Genomic DNA, 20209 nt, shown 5'->3' with positions numbered 1-20209 from the left:
TCTATAAAAAAATGCTACGCTGACGCCCTGTTTGATTTCTTATGTAGAGTTATGGCATTTACACTCAGACCTTATCAACTTGACGCTGTTAACGCGACAATCTCTTATTTTCGTCAACACGATACACCCGCGGTGATAGTCTTACCCACCGGTGCAGGAAAAAGTTTAGTTATCGCAGAACTTGCTAAAAGAGCGCGAGGACGTGTCTTAGTCTTGGCACACGTAAAAGAATTAGTTGAACAGAACCATAACAAATATGAAGCTTATGGTCTATCCGCAGATATTTATGCCGCAGGCTTACAACAAAAAGAAAGTAGCGGAAAAGTTGTTTTTGGTAGCGTGCAATCTGTTGCGCGTAATTTATCACAATTTAATGATACGTTTTCGCTTCTTATAATCGATGAATGCCATCGTATTAGTTTGTCTAAAGATAGCCAATATCAACAAGTTATTAAACAATTACAATCCATTAATCCCAAATTACGGATCTTGGGATTAACTGCAACACCTTATCGTTTACCTACGGGTTGGATTTATCAATATCATTATCACGGAATGATTAGAGGTGATGAAGAGTGTTTTTTCCGTGATTGTATTTATGAATTGCCTTTACGTTATATGATAAGCAATCATTTTCTAGTACCCCCAACTCGATTAGATATGCCTATTTTGCAATATGACTTTAGCCAAGTCCGAACAAGTCAAAATGGAATATTTAATGAAGAAGATCTTAATCGTGAAATAAAAAGACAAAAACGTATTACTCCCCATATTGTTTCACAGATTATTGAATATGCAGAAAACTGCCGTGGTGTCATGATATTTGCAGCCACCGTTGAACATGCAAAAGAAATTCTTTCTCTTTTGCCTCAAGATGAAGCGGCATTAGTAAGCGCGGATACGCCTTCTCATGAACGAGATACGCTGATTTTTCGTTTTAAACAGCAACAGTTACGTTATATGGTCAATGTTGCGGTACTAACAACAGGCTTTGATGCACCGCATGTTGATTTAATCGCCATTTTACGCCCAACAGAATCAGTCAGCTTATATCAACAAATTGTAGGACGTGGGTTAAGATTATTTGCAGGAAAAACCGAATGTCTGATTTTAGATTATGCGGGTAATCCTCATGATCTTTATCTTCCTGAGGTTGGCACTAAAAAACCCAACCCTAATAGCAAACCCGTGCAAGTATTCTGCCCTATTTGCCAATTTGCTAATACTTTTTGGGGAATAGTCGATGCTGATGGCGATATTATTGAACATTATGGTCGGCGTTGCCAAGGCTGGGAACTCAATGAACATGGACAAAAACAGCAGTGTGAATTCCGCTTCCGCTTTAAATTATGCCCTCATTGTAATGAAGAAAATGATATTGCAGCACGTCGTTGTGTTCACTGTAATGAAATATTAGTTGATCCTGATGATATGCTTAAAGCCGCATTAAAGCTAAAAGGAGCACTTGTTTTGCGCTGTGGTGGCATGCAATTTCAATCTGGAAATGATGCTAAAGGAGAATGGTTAGATATCAATTATTACGATGAAGAAGGCACTTCAGTATCAGAGCGTTTTCGCTTAACCACCCCTGCTCAACGTAAAGTATTTGAGTTGAAGTTTCTACGTGAACACCAGCGAGCGCCCGGCGTTCCTTTTATTTGGCATAATGCTAACGATATTATTAAGCAGTTCGATTTATTACGTCATCCTGATTTTATTGTCGCTCATAAAGGTAAAAAAGAGCATTTTTGGAAGATAAGAAATAAGATTTTTGACTATACAGGACGCTATCGAAAAGCAGATACCTTGTATTAATCTGGATTTATATTTGCTGTTAGTGGACTTTTTCGTTAAAATGCGCTCCGCTTTATCTATTTTTAGATAAACCAAATCTCGAGCTTGTTGCTGGGTCGCCTGTAACAAGTATGTATTTTCTTTCTTTTTCATAAGAGAAAAAAGATGTTAACTATTAATGCAACTGTACGTAAAGAGCAGGGTAAGGGTGCGAGCCGCCGCCTGCGTGTGGCTAACCGTTTTCCTGCTATCGTTTATGGCGGAAATGAAGAGCCAATCGCTATCGATTTAGATCACAACGAAGTAATCAACCAAGAACACAAATCTGAATTCTATTCTGATTTCGTTAACCTGGTAATCGATGGTAAAGAAACTAAAGTTAAAGTTAAAGCAGTGCAACGTCACGAGTATAAGCCAAAAATTACTCATATTGACTTCCTGCGCGCTTAATAAGCCACCCTTCGAGCTTTATTTTTCGGGACGCCGAGCATGTAACGCCACTTAATGTGGCGTTATTTGTTTCTACTAGGTAATTATTTTTCTGATGCTCTACGCTGTAATTGATCACGTAAATTAGGTGGAGTACCTTTGATCGTGAGTGTATCTGTTGCAGGATCCCAGAATATTCTTTCACCCAATAATTTCGCATCAAAATTAACAGTTAATCCACCGCCACTACCAGAATATTTCATTAATTGACGTAAGGTACTGCGATCAGCTGGAAAAGTATCAGCTAATTCATAGCCCTTCTCTTCGGTAAATTGAACAAAGTTTTGATCACCCAAAGATGGTAATTCTTCAGCAAGCTCGGTTAAGGCAATTTCTTCACCAGATTGTAATTGCTCATTACAGTAGCTATATACTTGTTCGCGACAAGTCTGACGTGCTTGCTTATCCATTTCGGAAGCTTCACAAAAGTCATCAACAGCTTGTAATAAACCTTTGTTTTGAACTTTAGCGTTTAAACCTTCTTGAGCACCTAAAAAGTCCATAAAAAAGTCAGAGACTTTGCGTCCTACTCGACCTTTTAAGAAAGTTAAATAGCGCAGAGAATCTGGAGCCGTTTCCCATTCAGTTAAATCAATACGAGCAATAATATCTGCATGAGGAATATCTAGATAACGTGTTGATGAAACATCAAGACTGTCATTCACCCACATGCTATTGCAGCTACTCAATACAGCAATTAAAAGATAATCCACCGCCAAATAACGATAATGACAAAAGAGAACGGTTCCCCCTTCTGCAAAGGGGTATTTTGCTAATTCATCTTTTAATCTCACTGTGGCTGCACGCGAAAAACCTAAAAAGTTTTCTTCACCTTTGCGCTGTAAACGTAATGCTTGCGCTAATTCACTTTCTTCATTAAACAGACCATAAGCTTTATTTTTTGCACTGTAGACACGATGCAACTCTTCAATCATTTCCTGAACAACAGGTTCAATCTCTAATACTGAATCGCGTAACACAACTTCTAATGTCTGCTCATCTCGCTTGATAAGCTGATGTAAGACTAACTGACTAATATCTAGACTCATGGTCGTCCTCTTTATTTCTTCACTTTCTCATGCGCGTATTCAAACACTCCCCACTTTCAGTATCAAGGGAAAATTAATTAATTTAATAGCGGAAAAAGACCCAACAATACGGTAATATATAGCGTTTTATTCATTTAGTAGGAATTCTGATTTTATGCCACAAAAATCCCGTTATAGTGATGAACAAGTTGAGCAGTTATTAGCAGAACTTGTCAGCGTTCTTGAAAAACATCATACTCCTACAGATCTTTCTTTGATGGTGTTGGGGAACATGGTGACAAACTTAGTTAATACAAGTATTGCCCCTGCTCAACGGATGCTGATTGCTGATTCTTTTGTTCACGCATTGCGTGCTTCAATTGATGAAGGCAATATTCACTAATAAACATAGAAAATTATTTATAGACATGGTAACGAGACCTCAGTCCTATCGTGAAAAAGTATCCCAAATGATCAGTTGGGGTCACTGGTTTGCGCTATTTAATATTATTCTAAGCTTATTGCTCGGAAGCCGTTACCTGTTTATTTCAGATTGGCCTGCAACTTTCGCGGGTCGTTTTTACGCAATTGTAAGTTGGATGGGACACTTTAGTTTTATTGTTTTTGCTATCTATATTCTTGTCCTTTTTCCACTTACCTTTGTAGTCGTATCTCAACGGCTACTTAGAGTGATCTCTTGTGCTCTCGCCAGTGCTGGACTCACAATCCTTATCTTTGATATGGCTGTTTACCAACAATTTCAGCTTCATCTGACTCAACTTGTTTGGGATCTAGTCATTAATCCAGATGAAGGTGAAATGGCTCGTGAATGGCAACTTATTTTTATTGGCATTCCTATTATCTTTCTTATTGAGATGCTTTTTGCAACATGGAGTTGGCAAAAATTACGCAGTTTAAACCGTCAGCGATGGGGTAAACCATTAGCTGGTGTTTTTATTACTTGTTTTGTCTTATCTCACTCTATGTCAATTTGGGCTGATGCTAATTTTTATCGCCCGATTACAATGCAACGCGCCAATTTGCCATTATCCTACCCGATGACTGCACGTAAGTTCCTTGAGCGCCATGGTTTTATTAATCAATCAGAATATGAACAACGAGTGATCAGTGAAGGTAACCCAGCCGCACAAGGTATTACCTACCCTCTTGCACCATTGATTTACTCAAAAGAAACGTATTCTTATAATCTATTAGTTATCGTTGTTGATGGTTTAGGTAATGAGGAAGTTCCTGAATTACCAAGCTTGCAAGAGTTTGCACAAAATAATCTCAATTTTACCCATCATTATTCATCAGGTATTGATAACGATACGGCATTGTTTGGTTTATTTTATGGTATCTCACCTTCTTATTTAGATAGTGTATTGAGTAGCAGAAAAAACTCCGCACTATTTGATGCTTTAAGTTATCGAAACTATCAATTAGCAATGTTCTCAACAAATGGTTTTCAGACACCATTGTTTAAACAAGCTGTGCTATCAGATTTTTCTATTCCAACATCACGCAGTGGTAATAACGATGCCACCATTGATAGCTGGCGCAATTGGCTAATAAAAGACAACCAAACAACACCTTGGTTCTCTTTCTTGCAAATTGATGGTCACACCAATAAAACGTCTCAACGTATGACATTAAATCAACAATTAGAGCGCGTTTTTAATACATTGCAAGAAACCAAAGTACTCGATAATACCGTTGTAATTGTCACTTCTAGCTATCATCAAGACAGTGATAAAAAACAAAACAACCAATGGCTTTCTGATAAAACCACCTTTAACTTAAGCCAATCACAAGTGCCTCTAATGGTACACTGGCCAAACATGAAACCACAGTCGATTGATAAAATGACTAGCCATCAAGATATCATGACAACCTTAATGCAACATGTTTTACGTGTGATTAGCCCTGCGGATAACTATTCACAAGGTGAGGATTTATTTGCAAGCACTCGTAATCATCCATGGATTTTCACCGGTGATGACGAAACATTTGTGGTCTTTTTACAAGATAATACGTTGTTGATAGATAAACATGGCCGATATGCTTTATTTGATAAATCAGGAAAAGAAATTAGCTCTGCAAAACCTGACTTAAAATTATTATTACAAGTTCTTGCCGAACAAAAACGCTTTATCGAACGCTAGCGCAATTCGTGATGTATAAAATTACGTCACTTAATTAGCAAAAGGTTGCTTTAGCAGTCAAAAACAGTAATATACAGGGCACAAACGGCATGTAGCGCAGCCTGGTAGCGCACCGTCATGGGGTGTCGGGGGTCGTAGGTTCAAATCCTATCATGCCGACCAACAATATTTAAGAAAACCAACCATTTACGGTTGGTTTTTTTATGTCTGAAATTTGCTACTGGTAAAACTCTGGTAAAACTCTGGTAAAACTCCCATCAGATTTACCCTAGTTAAAGCTCAATTCTCGCCCTGTTTCTATGCTATAACTCACCAGCATTAACCATTTGTTTATTAAGGTATATTTTCTTTTAACAAACCCAAAAGACGATGGTTATGCCTTTTTATAACTGATTGATTATCATAATACTTATATTAGTTTTGATAACCGTGTATTAGACTGCGATATATTAATTTAACTATTTCACAATACAATAAATATTTAAAGAGTATAATCCGCAAGTTGCATCTTAGTAGATAAGAAATCAAGAATAAGCAAAAAAGATTTTAAATATACGCTTTTTTTCTTGTTCATATGAGAATGATGTATCTCCTCATAGGTAATGGCAGTATTGCTAATTTCACGTGCTGTCATATTTTCAATAAAGAAGGCTTTTTTATTACTATGGATTTTAGAAAAGATATAAACGCTTTGCGTTCTATTGCGGTGCTCTCCGTAATAATTTTTCACTTTAATAACGACTATCTTCCGGGTGGTTTTGCTGGTGTTGATGTTTTTTTTGTCATTTCAGGATATTTAATGACAAGGATCATCTTGTCTGGTATCACTAAGAAAAACTTTAGTTTAAAGCGATTTTATTTGGCTCGTGCAAAGAGAATAATTCCAGCACTAATAATTACATGCTTTATTACTATGTTAATCGGTTGGCTTTTCATAAAGCCTTCAGACTTTTACGAAATGGGCAGAGATATTGTAAGTAGTATATTTTTTCTTTCTAATTTTCTTTATTTATCTAGATCTGGTTATTTTGATGATTCCTCTGTTAATAATTTTCTTTTACATACTTGGTCTCTTTCTGTTGAATGGCAATTCTATATTATCTATCCATTACTATTACTTGCGATATCAAGAATAGGTGGAATAAAAGTAGCCAAGTATTCCATTGTAATTATGTTTATTTTTTCTCTCTCTGCATCCATATATGGAACCTATAACTATGCAGAGGCTAGCTATTACATGTTCCCCACAAGAGCATGGGCTATGCTTGCGGGTGGATTAGCATATATTATGATATCAATGAAAATGCTAAACAAAACGTTGAGCGTTGTTGGTATCATTCTTATAATCACAAGCTTTTTCATTATAAATAAAGAAACACCATGGCCAGGTGTGATGTCAATAATTCCCGTCACTGGAGCATTCTTGTGTATTTATGCAAATTCAGCTTTTAGTGTGTATAACTTAAAACCGTTACAATTTATCGGTTCTATATCATACGAAATTTATCTTGTTCATTGGCCTATTCTAGTTTTTACTCATAAACTTAATATTGATATTAACTTTATATGGTTCGCTTTAATAACCTTAATTATCTCCTTTGCTTTAAATAAATCACAAGACCTTTTAAAATCCAGTAAAATGCTCCCGATAGCCTTTACAGTGTGCCTTATTCCTTGTCTCATGATTATTTCGAACAATGGTTACTCTAGTAGAGTACCTGAACAGTACAATCTTACAAAAGAAGAATTTCATAAAAAGTACTATGGTGGAGCTAACTACCTTTCTAACAAGGTATTTTATATAAATTCTGATAGAAATAATTTTAAATATATAATCACTGGAGATAGTTTTGGATTGCAGTATGCAAAATCATTTGATGAACACAAAGTTGAAGCAGCTGCTCTTTTCGATCATGGATGTCTTATATTTCCAAAATACTCCAGATATCTAAACAATAAAGAGGATATATCATGCTCCAATGAATATGATAAATTGAAAATACTGATGGATAGAGTGCCATCGGCACCCCTTATTTTCGCTAGTTCTTGGGATACCTATAACGGTATTCTTATTCAAAAAGGTGAAACAACACCTGTCGAAAAAAATAAAGACAAATATTACTCCATTGTGTTAGATGAAATTTTGTCAGTTATCAAAGCTGGTGGTAATCAACGTATGTACTACATAATAGGAAGACCACAACGAGCAAAAATAGATGGATTCAGTTGTCTCACAGGCGAAAGCCTACTTGGGTACAAATTGATATCTAACTGTAAAGAAGCTCAAGAAAAACAAAATATCGAGATAAATCAATTTTTACAAGAAAAATTAGCCTCTTATGAAAATGTTAGATTTATAGATCCAAACAACGCTCTTTGTGATAGTAATAAATGTAAAGTAATTTATAAAAGAGAACCGATTTATACAGACGGATCCCACCTTTCAATTTATGGTGCTGAATTAGTAACTGAATATATAATCAAAAATTTTTAGCATACAAAGCCTGGGCTATGCACCAACTGCCCGGGCACTAACTTCCCATCCTTCTTCATTAATTATTCTAAATTAAGCTAGATTTTTCTATATGTATCCGATTACATATAGAATTTTCTGGCATCTGTACACGAACAGAAATAAAACGACCATCAGGGATATCAATTGGGTCACCATCATTGAAACCCTCAATCTCATTATTGGCAAATTCTGGCGCATTATGGTGAGTGCGGTGATAAGTCTTAACGAGAATCGAACCGTCTTTGTTGATTTCAAAGTCCACCCAAATAAGTGGTTGTTTATTGACATCTAGCGGAATTTCAATACCACCATCGACACCGCCCCAGCCTGCATCTGAGTTAAAGCCCAAAACGCCTTCAATGAGATATTCTCCCTGAGCTACTCGAGTAACTGTAGTACCTTCCGATTCGTCGTTAGTTGTGAATGTGCCGTCGGGATTAATGTTGATAATTGGGGATGCTTTTTTGATAAAGCCTTGCGGATCTATGGTTGTATTGATTGAGCTCCATACTGTACTCCAAGGCGTCGTAGTATCAACAACATCATTTGATAAACTAAAGCGAGTCATTAATGCGCCGGATGTATTCATAAATAACATTGCACGACGATTTCCGCTATATGTAGATTGCCAGCCGGCACCATTACTAGGAAAGCCTGGTACTCCTACTGATGGGGAGCCATAAAAACATGAGATCGAAGATGGCTCTCTAAGCCCCACTCTACCAATCCCAAAATCCCCAATATGTACTGTTTTATTATCATCTGCTTTTTTACTAATATCCTCTTGCATCTTCTTAATGCTATCGAGCGTGACAATCTCTCCATTTGGCATTTCAATTTTTGTCTGACCAGTCTGAGTCATCCACGTATTCATGGCGTCGAGGAAATACTCGACATAACTATTAATAGCGACCATTGTTCTTGCTGCATCACTATTATTATCTGGCTCAGTAATATGAATTGAGAATGTGGTGTTAGTAGTCGTTGCTAATGCTGGATGTGCTAATACTAATTCAGTGTCGGAATTAACGGATTTAATCATATACGGAATATTAGTATTCCCCGATTTAATTAAAATAGTCATTCCGATATTAATGGCTGGATTATTATTTTTAAATTTAGTGCCAGTTCCGCGGACAATAGCAGACCCTGACACTGTGTTAACAGTGCCTGTTGTGTATATCATGAATAAGTTTCCTAGAGGTATAAATGAAGGATTAATTAAATATTGAAGTAGTCGCTGAGTTCGATGCCGTATATATCAAATTCTATTTTAAACGCATTACCGCCATCAGCCCCCCATGGCCCACCGTATTCGGATCTGATACTGTATATGTCATCCCAATAGACATTATTCCCATCATTTCTAAAACCAAATCCTGTTCGCATATAGATAACATCATCTCTATTGCTTCCCTGTATTCTCCAGTTAACGAATTGTGCATCTGGAATAATCATTGGTTTTTTGAGTTTGGAAAACGAAGCACCATTTCGATTACTAAATCGCGTTGTCTCTCCGAGCTTCATGGGTTTGTAGTTAGATGAAAATGTAATTTCTTTTTTATCGTTATAAATCACAATGCCATATTTTGGAGGAGTTAAAGTAAAGTTAGTGCAAAATATAACGACATACATTTCACATGAACTACTAACAACTAAACCCCTAGCTTTATTATATGAGAAGACAGCACCTGAATTTTTAGGTCGCACGAAAATAATGGGGTTCATTTTATCAGTAATATGTGATGGCATTCTCCAGCCATTATTTTTACCTGCATTTATTTGTACAATATCGGCAAATATACAATACCCTCGCATAGATGGAGTTAGTTCGCTAATGCCATTCATTCCATGCAGTCGTATGCCGTATGATTCACTATTTGATTTTGGGTAACCATAAAAATCAAATATAAACTCAGGATCATCCTCTGCATCTTCTGAATCTACCCGTGACCCAGCAGGTCTTTCATCGACATAAAAATTAAAATTATCACCAGATATATTATAATCCGTTACATTTGATGAGAACCAATAATACGAACCGGGTATTTTATATGTCCGAGACACTATCCTAGGAATAATAATGATGTTATACCGTTCATATTCAGGGATATTGTGCTTCATTGTATTCCATCCAGTATTTGGAAAAAAATAACCATACCATCCCATTTTGACAGTACCCAGATATCCCATAACTTGGTTATCATCAGCATCTAAATAATATTCATTCCCTATATCTGGTTTAACATAAACACCATACATGGTTATCTCCCTTCTATTTTTCCTATTTCAATCCTAATTTCTCCTTGAGCACCGTAAACCGCAATCCGTTCATTGGTGATAACGGTATGCGCACCCGTTTTATTTGTTCCTATATCTAATTCCCCCCGGAACGTTCCTTTGTTCATTTCAATATTGCTAGTTTTACCATCAATCAAAAAACCACTCTTCCCGGGTACATAATCGCCAGATTTAATATATTCGGTAACAACAACGGAATTTAACCATGCCTCGTTAATAAAAGCCTCACGCATAAACATCTGGCCATTTTTAACGTACATGAACAATTCCATTTTTCCGTTACTTGGGTTGTACCATGCGAAATTATTAGCGTTATAGCCGATATAAGACTCCAACTTTCCATTCTTAACCTGAGCACTAATCACTTGCCCTGCTGCGTTATATTTAACTTTGTCATGAACAATCGTGATATTAATGGAGTGAGTAACAACACCGTCACCCGTCTGACTAAATTCAGCCTGCATTTTTTGGTTAATCATGCCCTGCTGTTTACCGAATTGAGCCTGTACCTGCTCCTCAGATTTAGCCATTGCCTGATTAGTTTTAGATATTGCCTCTTTGTTTGTCACAACATCCGCAGCGACGCGCACGACCTCCTCGTCTGTCAGTTGCAATGAGCGATTAGTTTTGTCGAGGTTTTGATTAGTTTTATCTAAATTCTGGTTAGTGATACCGAGGTTTTTGTTGGTACCGGCTAAATTGTTATTCGTGCTATCAATACGTTGATTTGTCGCACTGTTAGTCGTCGTTATCTCCGTTCTAATTTCAGTTGTCGTCTGCCCAAAAGCCTGGTCGAGTTTAGAGATTGATGTTTTGACCTCTTTAATTTCAGAGTTAAACGTGTTCTCTGCATCATTAATTGAAGAATAGAGCTGAGTAACGGTTTGTGCCCACGATTCATTGTCAGTAGCACGGACTTGCCATAGTTCATTAATACCGGCTTGTGATTCGGCATGTTTTACTAGTAGCTGTCTGAAGTTACGGTGACTTGTGTTACTAAGAATTAGTACAGACTCAGAATTCCAGTTGAGTTTTTTATCCAGCTCTTTAAACGCATCCGTTTCTCTAACCGTATTATCTAAATCATCAAAGATATCTGATGGTAATGAGACAGGAACACCCGAAGCTTCCACAAAAGGTGATTTACCATAACTATTAATTGTTCGAACATAAAAATAATACGTGTGGCCAGCTTTTAAATTCTCTTGCGTCCAGAAATTTCCTTGGCCAACTTTATTTGTTTTGGTGATCACTTCATTTTCAGAGAGATTAACGAGTTTCTTTTCACTAAACCAAAACTCAAATGTGTAACCAAAAACTGCAGAGTCTCCCTGCATTGGTGATGCTGTTAAACTGAACATACCCGACGTTATTTCAACACCAATCGGCGCAGGTGGTGCTTGAATAGCAAAATCACTGATAGCAGGAGCGGACATAGCGCCAGCAACATTGAGCGCTCTCACTTCGACACGATAAGTGCCTCTAGTTAAACCGTTAATATCAACACGTTCACCCGGTACTTGAATGGATTGAATAACTTTACCGTTTTGAAGAATATTGACGGTGTTATAACGAATATCAGATGCCACGTTCTGCCATGAAATATATCCCTGAACAATATCGGTGACAGCAAGAGGAACAAAGGCTAGGTTGATAGGTGCTGGTACACCACCCGTGGGTAATTTAGTGAATGGAGGTCTAACAAAGGGTTTCCCAATGACGTCTTCATATAAATAAGCACCATCTTCTTCTAATGTCAGAGAGACGCCTTCTAAAGCATGGAAAGTCCATTCAGCAATGCGAAATTCAAGACCACTAATATTTAAAGAAGGTAAATCTAATAAAACAACTTCACCAGGGCGATACGCATAGCCATCTAAATTCATCGTCAATTGGACGCGCCTACCGGCTTTCTTTTTACGCAAATATTGTCGAGCTAATCGTTGTGCTTGATAAGGACTAGTAACAAATCGGTAATCAACGTTTTCCCTGATTTCTAAACCATCCTCTTCTATCCATTCATTGACAATGACAGGTGTAAAGTCTGTCTTGGTATAGAGTTGCTCGGCGTCAATAAAAGTACCATACACCGCATTTGTGGCATCCTTTAGCCCCGTTTCAGGAGTACAAGTTACGGTATCAATGAGTTGTGATTCTGTAATAGTTTTCAGCGCTGGCCCATAATATGCACCAACTTGAATTCCGTGTTTTCCTGCTGTAAATGTAGGCTCTGCATTAATACATTTATGCATTGCCTCCAATACACTTGATGGACTTTCATTTAGATCATAAGCACCATTTAATGTGTATCGACGCTCAGAGCCATTTTCAGCATTACTTACGCTTTCATCACATAAATCTGCTGATTGTTTAAAGCTATCAAAATCAATATCGCTATCGGGAACCTTTAAATAATCTCTATAATAATCAAGAATAACTAACGCACCATTATTCGACCACTCTGTTTTTCCTGTGCGCGGATCAAAGAGTTTTTTACCCCAAATTTCACATTTCACATTGGGTAAACCATAAGGGAATTTTTCTTGGTCAAATGTGAGTGTCACACGTAACCAAGCCATACCACGCCCAATCATATCCTCTTTCCATGATGGGCAGTTTTTTAGCATAAAGGGATCAGCATCTTTTCTATCGTTATGTAATTCCCACGAAGCCTTGTCACCAAAAGTCTCAATGAGATCATCACCAAACCAAATTTTTCCCACCCTATCGATAGGATGCCCAGACAAAGCAAGCGCCAGTGTGATTTTTTCATTTTCCTCTTGTTCTCCTGGTTCTTCTTCAGCAAAGAAAAGTAATCCAGAAGCAACGGTTTTCCCAACAATGACGGTTTCTGACGCAGAAGGAGAGCGTAACATTTGCTTGCGTTCGCTAGTGTCACGATAGTCCATTGAGGGAATTTTCGGTTTGAATATTAAAGAGCCGGCAACTTGAACTGCAATACCTGCCGACATTAACGCAATGCCCAGTGGTGCGGTGATCCCACCATTGAATAACCCTGCGATCATCAACCCAGCGCCAACCACTTTTGTAATTAATCCACCATTACCACCCATTATTCTACTCTCCACGCTTTGATAGGGTTAATTTGCACGGGTCTAACACCAATAGAAGTAACTCCCCAATAATTACCCGCCCATACTACGGCCATGCTGTCCCCGTCATCACCCTTGAACATGACAAGATCCCCACGCTGTACAGAATCAACAGAAATAGATTTAAAGTAGTGGGAAACCGCTTTATCAAGTGATCCAAATTTAGATTTGATAAGGTTGAAGGCTTCTGCTTTGGTTTTGTATTGCCCAAGAAAGAGTTTTATTGGAGAGAAACCACATTGTGCGTAAATACATTCAGAGGCAAAAATACAACAATCAAATTCACCCCATGAAAAAGGGCGACTCATGGCCGCCCTTATGGTTTCTGGTAACTGGAGTGTCCAGTTTGGTTGTCTCATTAATGCCCCTTAGAAAACAAAAAACCCACCGAAGTGGGTTTGTAATGATAATAAATATTATGAGAAATTTATGTTGTTTTTATATAACTCATTTGCATTCTTTCTATCCTTAGGCGATAGAACTGAAAACTTTTGATTTTTTAACATTGTAAAAGAAACAATACTATCATTTACATCCTTACCTTTTTCTTGTTCTTTTTCTATGTATTTGTTGCCAAATTTAGCAAATTTTATAACGCTATCTTCATTTAGTTGCCCATCACTTAGTATCAGGTTTTCAGCAACTAGTTTAGCTTCATGGAAGTAGTCCGTAATTAACTGCTCTTTTTCTTCATCATTTAGTGAAATAGTGGATGACTCTAATAAAGCTGTTAATAATTCAACTTGCCTGCCGTTCTTTTTATCAATTGCTTCTAGTAATTCCACAACTCTATCGGCTCTGACACTAGCTCTATTTAAGAAAAACCAAAATACAATGGAGATTATTAAAAGAATGATATACACAATAAAGAATGGGTCCATGTCTTGTCCTAATTAATAAAATAAATATTACTTATAAATAAATGCAGGCGCATCTTTCTTGCTTCCCCAATAAATAGCACGTTCAGCCATTTGAGCCACATAGCGAAAAATACGATCCCCCAGTCTTCTTGATGACCATGATTCATCAGTGAACCTATCAGGTAAACCGATTGACCATCGCTCGAATCGATTAGAAACATTAACACAAACAGCATTCTCTTCACCAGAAACGACACTAATTGATGAGATCTGCCCAACAAACAATATTTCCGCTAATAGTGGCTTGCCATCTTCCCCAATGGCTACCATCATCAATCTAACTTCTCTCCCTCGGCTTTGCTCATTCATCACCATGCCGACAAGTGACTTGTCAAAACCAGCTAGTTTAAGTTGCAATTGGGGTGGGCTTGTTGTCTTGTTTTCATTAAGTTGGCTAATTTCACCAAGACTTCCAACACCTAAATAAGTTTCTCCTGCAATCACAAGCTGACCAACGCCAGTATGCGCACAAGTGACTCCTGATTTTAGGTTTAGTCGAGCGGCAAGTACGATATAAGCACCCTCATTGATTGCTTTTACCATACCGTCAGAAAATGGATGATATTGCATTAATACAGTACCTCCTCAAATGAAAGAGTAACATTAGAGTATCCCAACCGGCGATGTTGAAATTTCCCCTGATCATTGTCTGACAATCGAAAAACCCCAAAAGGGGCTTTGATGATCACCTTTTCGTTCAATGCAGGTGGAGTTCTGAGCATGGGAGAAATTGAAATGACAGCTCGCCCTTCGTTATCGCTAACAACATCGGCCACTACCATTTTCAACTCATTCCCAATCGTGAGGCGATCACCTTGTTGTAAAACGCGCATATTTCGCTTCCAGCCTGATGTTTGTAAAGAGACACCTGACTGACTGGCTAAGGCAACCTTAGGAGTGCCATACCCTTCTTTCCCTTTTCTGATCCAACTCGATATTCTCACTCTGCCCGACATGCCATCTAGTGCGGCAACAAGAGCTTCAAGCTTACGTGATTTTCCTTCGCTTAAATTGCTAAACGTTAACTCACAGCGCCAACGGCTCCCCGGAAAACGAACTGTTTGACTACTGCCATTAAACGGAGAGGTGAACGTTTTACTATTACTGAGTAGTTGCCAATCTTCATTGATAGGGCATACATCTTCTGGCCATGCTAAAATATTCATCTACACTCCTAACGTTCTACGTGCAGTTCCATTACTCTGAAAATCTTGCAATATAATCGCCCTTGCTTTTTGTGCGCCAGCTTCTGTGCCTTGTTCTGCCGCTTCTTTCATTGCTTGAGCAAGAACAGCATCGCCGTTACCTGTGACAGTAATTTGGTTTACCACTGTGATATTAACTCCTGATGAAGATGATGTTGTGACTGGTGTTGACGGCACCTTTCCAGACAATGAACCAACAAAACCGCCAGAAGCATAGCCTTGTGTCGAATTCATCAAGCGATAAAGATTGCCGATCCCTAATTTTGCTGTCGCTTCTTTTGTGAAAACAAACTCACCACCATGAACAACACCTTTAGGTTCAAACTTTCCGCCATGGCCCGTATATCCACCATACGCAAAAAGCCCTCCTGGTCCTCCACCAGCATCACCGCCAGAAGCCCCGCCCATAAAAAAGCTGGTTCCTGCTTCAATCGCTTTGAAAACTAACATCTTCATCACCATACGAGTAATGTCAGATATCACAGCATTTGCAAAGTCTTTAAAGCTACCTTTACCCGTTAAAACAAAATCAGCTAAAGAGTCAGACATATTATTCAAAGCATTAGCGGTTACATTTTTAACGTTTTCCATCACATTGGTAGCGGAATCACTAAAATCCGAAAGCCCCTGATTTAAACCTTCAACAGGATCTAATTTCATTAATTCCCGCTTTTGTAATTCGGCATCAATCTTTTGTTTTGTAAGTTCGACATTGCGCTGTAAGTTTGCAAGCTCCTTGTCTCCTAAATCCACCTTGGCTTGTTGATAAAGTAAATCAATCTGTCTAAGTGCATTCAGCCTTTCTTGTTCTACTCGCGTTTTGCCAATCAAAGATGTTTCAAACTGCATTTGCTCGACTTCTTTACCGCGATCATAAGCAAATTGCGCGACAGAATTAGCGCGAGCCATGTCATCAATGGCTTTAGCCTTTTCTTTAATAGTTTCAATTGCCTTTGGATCAATCTTTAATATTTCGTCGAATTTTTCTTTATTCTTTTTGATATCAGCAAGTGCAGAATTATATTCATTAAATGAAGATGTTGTGCCATACAGTTGAATACTCTGTCCATCTGCAATTAATGAGGCTTGTTTTTCTTGTAAATCAGAAAGAAGCTTTGTGTAATGTTTGGCATAATCAATGCTTGATTTTGGCGTTTTGGGTGGTTTGATTTTTTTAGATTGTGAGGCAAGTTGTGCGTCAATTTCAGCCTGTAATGCTTTATCATAGCCTTGCATATCAGGCGTTACTTTTCTGCTAGCGAGGACATCCTCTGCATTAAGTTTAGCTAATGCTTCTCCAGTAGCTTTGGCTTTTTCAATGGCTCGAAGAGAGGCATCTATTGATTTTTGGGCGTCCGCAGATACTATAATTAAAGAATTCGCTGAAAACTGTTGTTGCTCTTGAGTGGCTGAGCGAATAGATTGCGCTAAATTATCAAAAGCAGAACCTTGTAAATGAAGTTTACCGATTAATTCATCAGATCTAACAGATATATCATAAATACGGCTCGCATAAAGCGCATAGGCATTAGAGACCATCCCGTTTTTTTGAACTTCAGCATCGAGCAATAATGCCATTTTTTTACGTATAGCTTCTAATCCTCTATTTTTTTCTTCAAGATCAGCAGTCACCTGAATTTCATCTTTTCTAGCTTTCACCACCTCCGCTGAAAACGCCTCATAGTCTCCAGTATAATAAAAAGATATCCCTTTATTGGCCCCTCCAAAATCTGATGATTTTTTTAAGTCCTCTTGTTTTTTCTTTAGTTCTTCTATTTTTTCAACTTGCGCATCAAAACTATCAGATAATTTTTTGATTGACGCTTGGCGTTCTGCGTCACTTAATTTTTTCAATGACTCTGTCGCAACATCTAATGATTCTGCATACTCAAGAGCCTTTTGTCTTGATTGTTCTGCTTGTTGTTGCCACTCATAAAAGGCCATTGCACCTGCAGTTAAGATACCCGTTGCGATCCCTAATGGCCCACCAAGAAAAGCAAGTGCTCCTCCAAATCCCCGCCCTAATGTTGAACCAGCTCTTTGTGCTGCATTCAATCGCTGTATCGCTAACGTTTCTGCATTTGTGGCTGACACAATAATTGAAGATTGCGCTTTCATTCGCATTCTAATGCTACTACGCTGAGCTTCTGTCTGAGCCAATTGAAGTTGTGCTTGTAAAGAACGCATCTCAACACGAGCCAATTCTAACTCGGCCGTCATTTTTGCTTGTGTCACTTTAGCTGCAATGAGGTCTTGCTGAACTTTTAATTTTGTTGCTGTGGTTTGTGCATACGTGGCCTGAGTCCATTTTGTTATTTTTATCACAATAGCAGTAACTGCTAGTGTTTCAGTAACCCTCATTACTTCAGAGAAGTTGTTAGATAATGTAGATAGACTAGTATTTAATAGTTGAGTTGCACCAGTGCTTTGGTTGGCCTCACCAATAAACTTCGTCATTGCCGACTGTAAGTTAGTAAAGGATTGGCTAACAGTGGTAACACTTGTAGCAAATTTTTGATCAACAGAGGCTTTCACTCTCTCTAATGACTCAATAATTTTATCTATCGAGGTTTCACCGTCTTGGGCTTTTTGCTTCAATTCCCCCATGCTGATCCCCATTCCCTCAGCAATGGCTTGTGCTAAACCGGGGATTTGCTCAATAACAGAGTTTAAATCTTGACCACGTAATTGACCTGCTGCTAATGCTTGACCAAATTGTGTTAATCCCATAGCAGCAGAAGCGGCACTAGTTCCTGAAAGGGAGACGGCTTTAGATACCGTTTCAGTCAGTTCGGCTACTTTTTGCTGATTAATTCCTAGGCGTTCTGCATTATCTGAAAAACGCTGATAAACCTGTGCGGTTGCATCGAGTGATTGGTAGGTTTTTTGGGCGATGGTATAGACATCATTGGTCGCTTTATTTAATTCTTGAGTGCTCTTTGTAACTAACTTCAATCTGTTTTGTAAGTCTGTCCAACCATCTGCATAACTGATCACTTGGTGAATAGAAAGTGCGCCTGTCACCGCTTTAGCAAAACTGGCGAATGACGAGGCCGACTTTGCTGTTTGTGATGCCATGCGTTCTTGTTGAACAGTAATAGACTGCAGGCTCACACGAACACTTTGATTAAACCGTTCTGTTTGATGCTGACTACGGTTGATCGCATTGGTGAAACTAGCCGTGTTCAGCGTTAAATCAATATTTAATGTTCCCAATGCGCCAGCCATAGAAACTCCTTAAAAACAATAAAATAAAAGCCCCAACAAGGGGCTAACGATGAGCTAAAACATTCTGAGTCACGCTATCCCACTCTTCAGCTTCTGTAGGCTTTTTCTGCCACATGGGCATGAAGTCAGTTAATTGGGGTGGGGTAGATTTCGGATCGCAATTTGCTATTGCTAAAAGATGAGCCACTTGCGCCATTCGGTAATCCTCTCGCCATAACCCAAAGGGTTGTTTTCGATAAAAGGCTTCATATTCACACAAATGGCTTTCTGGCATTTGTTCTATTTCTGAAAGGGTTTTACCTAATGCCAACGACAATATTATTTGGAATTGTCGTCGGTCTGGGAGTTTTTTTCGTTACCCCCCTCAGCATTAAAAACAGCATTAGAAAAACCTTGGCCTAGTCGGTTAAGCCCTCTTAGATCCTCTTCATTTTCAGCATCAAAAAGTAACTCCCCTTTTTCATCACAGAGTTTAAAGGCCAACATACGTGCCACATCAAACTCGTCATAAACACGGTTCATTGCTTCATTGAATTGATCAGCATCCTCTTCGTCTAAATAAATATCTTGCTCTTCTGCAAGCTTCATTTTTATTTGACGTAATTTTCGCTGAATGTAATTCATGGTACCAACATCCAGCTCTTTAACATAAAAGGTATTATCTAGATAAGTAAAAGGAGTAATTTTAAGCGCTTGATTTAACACTAATTCACGTAATAATGAATTTGACATAGTGGCCCTTATTTCGTTTTGCTAAGGTTGTTTTTTTGTACAGACGCTAAAGGAACATTTAAATAGTCACGACCAGACAATTTAATCGACACACCTGAGTCCATCATCTGTCCAACGCTCCCTTCAATGTTCATCCCTGTTTCTATCGAGCCGAAGTAGAACATGGCACCTTCATCGCGAGTGAGCACCATTTTTACAGCAAATTTTTCTTTGCTATTCTCGTATTTACGTAATAATCGCTGAACAGCACTAGAGCTATACTGTAAGAAGAACGTCAATTTAATTGAGCCGTATTCCGTGTCACCCGACTCATATTCTTTGCCGTCACTGCAAATGGTGGTGACATCGATTTGTTCGGTTGTCGAACCGTCTTTGCTGAAGCTTTTTACGGCACAGAAATTATTTGACCATTGAATTCGTTGTGCTTTTGCTTCTGTGAAATCGGTGGGTAATGTTTTTTCGCTCCAATCCACCTCATCACACAATGTCACTTTATCGCCTTCGACACTAGCAACAGGGAAACGCCCATCGAGTTCTCCTAAACCTGATAACACAATCATGTCGTCAGCTTTTAATTTACTCCCTTCAATGGTGAGCGTGGCAGGAGAGAGTGTCGCAGCAGTAATGCTTACCTCCTCACCTAATCCTGTTTGAACAAATAGCTTCGTTCCAAGGAAGGGGGTTGCTTTATGACTTTTTTGCTTTGCCATATCAATATC

General features: G+C 38.4%; 17 protein-coding genes and 1 tRNA gene. 6 read left to right on the top strand and 12 right to left on the bottom strand.

Features of this window, described 5'->3' with window-relative positions; genetic code table 11:
* Window positions 1-51 precede the first annotated feature (51 nt).
* Both LW139_RS07925 and rplY read left to right on the top strand, forming a co-directional pair.
* The gene (locus LW139_RS07925) at window positions 52-1815 is read left to right on the top strand and encodes a DEAD/DEAH box helicase (protein WP_227336694.1); all 1764 of its coding nucleotides are present in this window, start codon (window positions 52-54) and stop codon (window positions 1813-1815) included.
* Window positions 1816-1959: 144 nt separating this feature from the next.
* A complete protein-coding gene (gene rplY, locus LW139_RS07920; RefSeq protein ID WP_006537318.1) occupies window positions 1960-2244 on the top strand; it encodes a 50S ribosomal protein L25 in 285 nt (94 codons plus the stop codon).
* An 83-nt stretch (window positions 2245-2327) separates the two neighbouring features.
* Here the strand turns inward: rplY and yejK are convergent, their stop codons facing one another.
* Entirely contained in the window at window positions 2328-3332 is a 1005-nt protein-coding gene (yejK, locus tag LW139_RS07915) for a nucleoid-associated protein YejK (RefSeq protein ID WP_109408876.1), read from the bottom strand.
* Window positions 3333-3486: 154 nt separating this feature from the next.
* Between yejK and LW139_RS07910 the strand changes: the two genes are divergently transcribed.
* The 4 genes from LW139_RS07910 (at window position 3487) to LW139_RS07895 (ending at window position 7970) form a co-directional block, all read left to right on the top strand.
* Entirely contained in the window at window positions 3487-3714 is a 228-nt protein-coding gene (locus tag LW139_RS07910; RefSeq protein ID WP_166540640.1) for a YejL family protein, read from the top strand.
* Between the two features lie 25 nt (window positions 3715-3739).
* A complete protein-coding gene (yejM, locus tag LW139_RS07905) occupies window positions 3740-5476 on the top strand; it encodes an LPS biosynthesis-modulating metalloenzyme YejM (RefSeq protein WP_247851009.1) in 1737 nt (578 codons plus the stop codon).
* Between the two features lie 85 nt (window positions 5477-5561).
* Window positions 5562-5638 (top strand) — tRNA-Pro (locus LW139_RS07900).
* A gap of 502 nt (window positions 5639-6140) precedes the next feature.
* Window positions 6141-7970, top strand: coding sequence for an acyltransferase family protein (locus LW139_RS07895; RefSeq protein ID WP_247851008.1), 1830 nt, complete (start codon window positions 6141-6143; stop codon window positions 7968-7970).
* Between the two features lie 67 nt (window positions 7971-8037).
* Here the strand turns inward: LW139_RS07895 and LW139_RS07890 are convergent, their stop codons facing one another.
* From LW139_RS07890 to LW139_RS07840, 11 genes are read right to left on the bottom strand one after another with little or no spacing between them, the layout of a single operon-like run.
* Window positions 8038-9177 (bottom strand): hypothetical protein, encoded by a 1140-nt coding sequence (locus LW139_RS07890; protein ID WP_247851007.1) that lies wholly within the window; start codon window positions 9175-9177, stop codon window positions 8038-8040.
* A 35-nt stretch (window positions 9178-9212) separates the two neighbouring features.
* Window positions 9213-10253, bottom strand: a complete 1041-nt coding sequence (locus tag LW139_RS07885; RefSeq protein ID WP_247851006.1) for a hypothetical protein — start codon at window positions 10251-10253, stop codon at window positions 9213-9215.
* 2 nt (window positions 10254-10255) lie between these two features.
* A complete protein-coding gene (locus tag LW139_RS07880) occupies window positions 10256-13366 on the bottom strand; it encodes a phage tail tip protein J-related protein (RefSeq protein WP_247851005.1) in 3111 nt (1036 codons plus the stop codon).
* The gene (locus LW139_RS07875; protein ID WP_247851004.1) at window positions 13366-13764 is read right to left on the bottom strand and encodes a DUF6950 family protein; all 399 of its coding nucleotides are present in this window, start codon (window positions 13762-13764) and stop codon (window positions 13366-13368) included. Before LW139_RS07875 ends, LW139_RS07880 begins: the two co-directional genes overlap by 1 nt.
* Window positions 13765-13821: 57 nt before the next feature.
* Complete coding sequence (locus LW139_RS07870; protein ID WP_247851003.1) at window positions 13822-14286, bottom strand: YebO family protein; 465 nt, start codon at window positions 14284-14286, stop codon at window positions 13822-13824.
* Window positions 14287-14313: 27 nt separating this feature from the next.
* Window positions 14314-14895 (bottom strand): hypothetical protein, encoded by a 582-nt coding sequence (locus LW139_RS07865; RefSeq protein ID WP_247851002.1) that lies wholly within the window; start codon window positions 14893-14895, stop codon window positions 14314-14316.
* Window positions 14895-15491, bottom strand: coding sequence for a hypothetical protein (locus LW139_RS07860; protein ID WP_247851001.1), 597 nt, complete (start codon window positions 15489-15491; stop codon window positions 14895-14897). The genes LW139_RS07865 and LW139_RS07860 overlap by 1 nt, the downstream gene beginning before the upstream one ends.
* A complete protein-coding gene (locus LW139_RS07855) occupies window positions 15492-18758 on the bottom strand; it encodes a phage tail tape measure protein (protein WP_247851000.1) in 3267 nt (1088 codons plus the stop codon). It abuts the gene before it with no gap.
* A gap of 43 nt (window positions 18759-18801) precedes the next feature.
* Window positions 18802-19074 (bottom strand): phage tail assembly protein T, encoded by a 273-nt coding sequence (locus LW139_RS07850; protein WP_241726188.1) that lies wholly within the window; start codon window positions 19072-19074, stop codon window positions 18802-18804.
* 2 nt (window positions 19075-19076) lie between these two features.
* A complete protein-coding gene (locus LW139_RS07845) occupies window positions 19077-19490 on the bottom strand; it encodes a hypothetical protein (RefSeq protein WP_247850999.1) in 414 nt (137 codons plus the stop codon).
* A gap of 8 nt (window positions 19491-19498) precedes the next feature.
* A complete protein-coding gene (locus LW139_RS07840) occupies window positions 19499-20200 on the bottom strand; it encodes a hypothetical protein (RefSeq protein WP_247850998.1) in 702 nt (233 codons plus the stop codon).
* Between the last annotated feature and the right edge of the window lie 9 nt (window positions 20201-20209).

It is taken from the genome of Proteus vulgaris, from assembly GCF_023100685.1.
GTDB lineage: Bacteria > Pseudomonadota > Gammaproteobacteria > Enterobacterales > Enterobacteriaceae > Proteus.
The sequence above is the reverse complement of the archived record's forward strand: the minus strand, read 5'-3'. Positions and strand labels throughout refer to the sequence as shown.

What these genes read in the sequence shown, in the direction of transcription:
- LW139_RS07925 (WP_227336694.1), top strand. Translation starts at nt 52, where the DNA reads ATGGCATTTACACTCAGACCTTATCAACTTGACGCTGTTAACGCGACA.
- rplY (WP_006537318.1), top strand. Translation starts at nt 1,960, where the DNA reads ATGTTAACTATTAATGCAACTGTACGTAAAGAGCAGGGTAAGGGTGCG.
- yejK (WP_109408876.1), bottom strand. Translation starts at nt 3,332, where the DNA reads ATGAGTCTAGATATTAGTCAGTTAGTCTTACATCAGCTTATCAAGCGA.
- LW139_RS07910 (WP_166540640.1), top strand. Translation starts at nt 3,487, where the DNA reads ATGCCACAAAAATCCCGTTATAGTGATGAACAAGTTGAGCAGTTATTA.
- yejM (WP_247851009.1), top strand. Translation starts at nt 3,740, where the DNA reads ATGGTAACGAGACCTCAGTCCTATCGTGAAAAAGTATCCCAAATGATC.
- LW139_RS07895 (WP_247851008.1), top strand. Translation starts at nt 6,141, where the DNA reads ATGGATTTTAGAAAAGATATAAACGCTTTGCGTTCTATTGCGGTGCTC.
- LW139_RS07890 (WP_247851007.1), bottom strand. Translation starts at nt 9,177, where the DNA reads ATGATATACACAACAGGCACTGTTAACACAGTGTCAGGGTCTGCTATT.
- LW139_RS07885 (WP_247851006.1), bottom strand. Translation starts at nt 10,253, where the DNA reads ATGTATGGTGTTTATGTTAAACCAGATATAGGGAATGAATATTATTTA.
- LW139_RS07880 (WP_247851005.1), bottom strand. Translation starts at nt 13,366, where the DNA reads ATGGGTGGTAATGGTGGATTAATTACAAAAGTGGTTGGCGCTGGGTTG.
- LW139_RS07875 (WP_247851004.1), bottom strand. Translation starts at nt 13,764, where the DNA reads ATGAGACAACCAAACTGGACACTCCAGTTACCAGAAACCATAAGGGCG.
- LW139_RS07870 (WP_247851003.1), bottom strand. Translation starts at nt 14,286, where the DNA reads ATGGACCCATTCTTTATTGTGTATATCATTCTTTTAATAATCTCCATT.
- LW139_RS07865 (WP_247851002.1), bottom strand. Translation starts at nt 14,895, where the DNA reads ATGCAATATCATCCATTTTCTGACGGTATGGTAAAAGCAATCAATGAG.
- LW139_RS07860 (WP_247851001.1), bottom strand. Translation starts at nt 15,491, where the DNA reads ATGAATATTTTAGCATGGCCAGAAGATGTATGCCCTATCAATGAAGAT.
- LW139_RS07855 (WP_247851000.1), bottom strand. Translation starts at nt 18,758, where the DNA reads ATGGCTGGCGCATTGGGAACATTAAATATTGATTTAACGCTGAACACG.
- LW139_RS07845 (WP_247850999.1), bottom strand. Translation starts at nt 19,490, where the DNA reads ATGTCAAATTCATTATTACGTGAATTAGTGTTAAATCAAGCGCTTAAA.
- LW139_RS07840 (WP_247850998.1), bottom strand. Translation starts at nt 20,200, where the DNA reads ATGGCAAAGCAAAAAAGTCATAAAGCAACCCCCTTCCTTGGAACGAAG.